We start from the raw sequence: 3,170 nt of genomic DNA on the forward strand, positions 1-3,170 counted from the left end.
ACCGCGACGCGGGCACGACGCGGCCGGAGCTTCCCCGGAGCAGGAGGAACTCCGGGTCCATGCCCATCAGTAGACCGGGGCGGCCGTGTTGCTCCCGGGCCAATGCCAAGGCCAGCGCCTGGGAAGCCACCTGATATGGAGCCGGTAATGGCTGACCGGGTGTGTTAAGCAGCGGAATGACATCCTCCACTGCATAATGCCGGTCGCCCATAGCGGTCAACCACACCTCACCACTATCCAGCCCCAAGCTATAAAGCGCATGGATCGCAGTTCCCCGGAGCAATCCGGCTGTTCCACGCTGCATGACCGGAAGACTGCTCTCCTCCTGCTCGCCTTCCCAAGTGCCAAAGCCGCTTGCTACATTCCCAAGCCCGTCTCCGTCTGCGAATTCCGCATTGACTGTCTCCCGCTCAACAGCGGTTCGACGACCGCTGATATGCCGGTCCTTCCTCATAGCCTGTCCTGTACCTAGTGCCTGGAGCTGGATAACCTCAAGATTGAATACACTAATCCGGTAACGCTGTTTATAAGTAATGCTCTCTGGTTCACAACCATATGTATTTACTGCCTTTTTATTAGAATTACCAGACTCCGCTTGCCGCGGCTTTGCTCTTACAGCAGGATTTATTACCGCATAGAGCCCGCAGCGCAGCAGTCTGGCTTCCCGCTGGCCCGGTGTTAACCCGACAAACACGTTAAGCCCTTCATTCATCGCCTGACTCCTTCCTGTGCTCTCTCTTAACTATTCATCCGCTGAATCCTTCTCACAATCGCTTCATTTACTCAACCTCTGATTCCTTCCCAAACTTGCCCCATTCACTCATCACATAACTCCTTCCCGACATTACTCCCTCCGTTCCTCCTCTGATTCCTCCCCCCTTGCCCCATTCACTCATCGCCTGACTCCTTCCCTTGATCCGTCACCGCTCTATTTACTTATCCTCTACTCCTTCCCGCCATCGCTCCATTCCCTCATCCTTTCCCCCTTCCCGCCGTCGCTCCATTCATTCCTCCTCCAACACATCCTCGCCATTGCCCCATTCGTTCCCCCTCTGACTCCTTCCCTCCGCAACACCCTTCATTCACTAACTCTTACCCCACCGCTTCCTCATGCTTTCCCAGTCCTTTTGCCGTAGCCCAGTGTCTTTGCCATAGCCCAGTGTCCACCGCCCCTTGCCAGCCTCAAGGCATTCATCAGGACGCATCCACCTGCCCTCTTACCTCCCGATATTTCCTGCACAGAAATAAAATTAAAAAAGGAGGGCATTCGCCCTCTTCGCCGCCGCCCTCTTTACATATAATGGACCATAACCCATCAGTATTCAGCCGGCGGCGGCGCCTTCCTTCCTTACAGCTCATCATCCAGGGCGTCAGGGTCCAGATCATCATAATCGAAGCTTTCACCATCGAAATCATAATCTTTGTCTTCCAGATCGTCGGCCTGATCACTGACATACACGCGGACCTTGGTCTCAGCCACCAGTTCCGCCTCAAATTCCCGTTCCACACGGAGCGTAACACTGCCGCCGCCTGGCGATACTCCCGCTTCCACACAGTTTGGTTCCTGCGTTGCCTCCGCAGAGACCTCAACAGTGGAAGCGCGGTGTCTCGGATCCAGGTATGACAGCGGAATAAGCTCCACGTAGGAAACCGTTTCTTTGGCTACCTCGGTTTGCTTGTTTTTGTCATACGAGTACCAGATGTTTACATCGTAAGTACCAATTACTTCGATTCCGTTCCCGGCGGCAACCGCTTCGTACTGGTGGTTAATGATCCAAGCCCCCAGAATACTAGTCGGATGATGTGGCGGAGTCACGGTATGGGTTGCGGTAGAGAACTTACGACCTTTGCCGCAAATTGCCTTCGTAATGATCTCCCTTGTTTGACGTTTATGGCTTAATGACATCTTTGAACCTCCTCCATACAATCATTCACTATCAAGTGTATGCACGTTCTGGGCATTTGTTGATTGTTAGAGTAGAAATAAATTTGGGTAAGCCCTCCATCCGCCCCGTTATAAGATTCATAGTTCATTTTATTGCTGAAATCACGCAGTTATGATACATAGCTTAAATGGTTTTACCTAGAGGAAACCGCTTTGCAGGCCTTTTTGAGATGGAGCCCGTTTGTGCCAGAACTATATAAGTTGAACTTCAGATTTATCTAACCGGCAGTGTGCATAGTCTGCGGGGAATGTTTGGACAAGCGGACGCTGATAGGGTGGCTGTATGAGAATCTCCCCTCTGCTGCTTTTGCCTATAAATAGTTCTTTAAGTCCAACTTAGGTAGAGGGTAAATGTATCACTTATAAATCCTTATACTTATATAAAAAAACATCAGCACCCCCATTCCGCGGGAGCGCTGATACCTACTGAACCTTTAATTATTTTTACTGCCTCAAAGTATTACTGCGGGATGACCCGCACAATCCCCAGATCCCGGTGCCTGCTCAGATCAATGAAATCCTCCTCAATGTTAACGAGCGGACGCAGCGGGTCATGGGCGAGAATCAGGATGATTTTACCGATCCGGCCGTCTGTCAGCTCTACATCATTCCCTAACATGGACTGCATCAGCTTATTAATAAAGACGCTGCAAATATACGGGTCAAGCTTACCGAATGCATTATCCTCCATCTGCCTCAAAACCTCATATAACGGCGCTGCAGGACGGTAGAACCGTTCGGAGGTCATAGCATGGAAAATATCAGTTACCGCAACAATTTTGCTAAAATCGGTGATCCGGTGTCCAAGTACGCCGAAGGGATAGCCGCTGCCATCCATCCGTTCATGATGCTGCAGGGCCACAAGTGCCTGCTGGTGGTTCGTACCTACGGTATCTCTGATCAGTTCATATCCGTACGTAGTGTGCTTCCGCATCAGCGCCATTTCTTCCTCATCGAGCGGTCCGGCTTTGGTCAGTATTTCCGATGGAATCATAATCTTCCCGATGTCATGCAAGGTTGCCGCGATAGTCAGCATCCCCAGCTCTTCCGGCTTAAGCTTAAGCCATTTGCCGAGGAGTGTAGACAGAATCCCGACAGCAACGTTATGTCTGTATGTATAATCGTCCTTCGGCTGCAATGCAGCCAGTATTCCAAAGAAATCGTTCTTCTCACTGACCTGCTGGATAAAAGGAATAACTTCATTTCTTAGCTCAATCATCGGTAG

At 50.9% G+C, this 3,170-nt stretch carries 2 protein-coding genes and 1 pseudogene; all 3 read right to left on the reverse strand.

Annotated features, from left to right (window positions below; translation table 11 throughout):
• Positions 1 to 712: pseudogene (locus tag AQR02_RS13290) on the reverse strand (hypothetical protein); the annotation flags it as partial.
• A 636-nt stretch (positions 713 to 1,348) separates the two neighbouring features.
• Positions 1,349 to 1,906 (reverse strand): outer spore coat protein CotE, encoded by a 558-nt coding sequence (locus AQR02_RS13295; protein ID WP_054940911.1) that lies wholly within the window; start codon positions 1,904 to 1,906, stop codon positions 1,349 to 1,351.
• A 499-nt stretch (positions 1,907 to 2,405) separates the two neighbouring features.
• Positions 2,406 to 3,170 (reverse strand): HD-GYP domain-containing protein (locus AQR02_RS13300; protein ID WP_054940912.1); only part of this gene is annotated, 765 nt, incomplete at its 5' end.

Origin of the sequence: Paenibacillus ihuae, from assembly GCF_001368795.1 — a bacterium.
GTDB classification, from domain to species: domain Bacteria; phylum Bacillota; class Bacilli; order Paenibacillales; family Paenibacillaceae; genus Paenibacillus_AQ; species Paenibacillus_AQ ihuae.

What these genes read in the sequence shown, in the direction of transcription:
- AQR02_RS13295 (WP_054940911.1), bottom strand. Translation starts at nt 1,906, where the DNA reads ATGTCATTAAGCCATAAACGTCAAACAAGGGAGATCATTACGAAGGCA.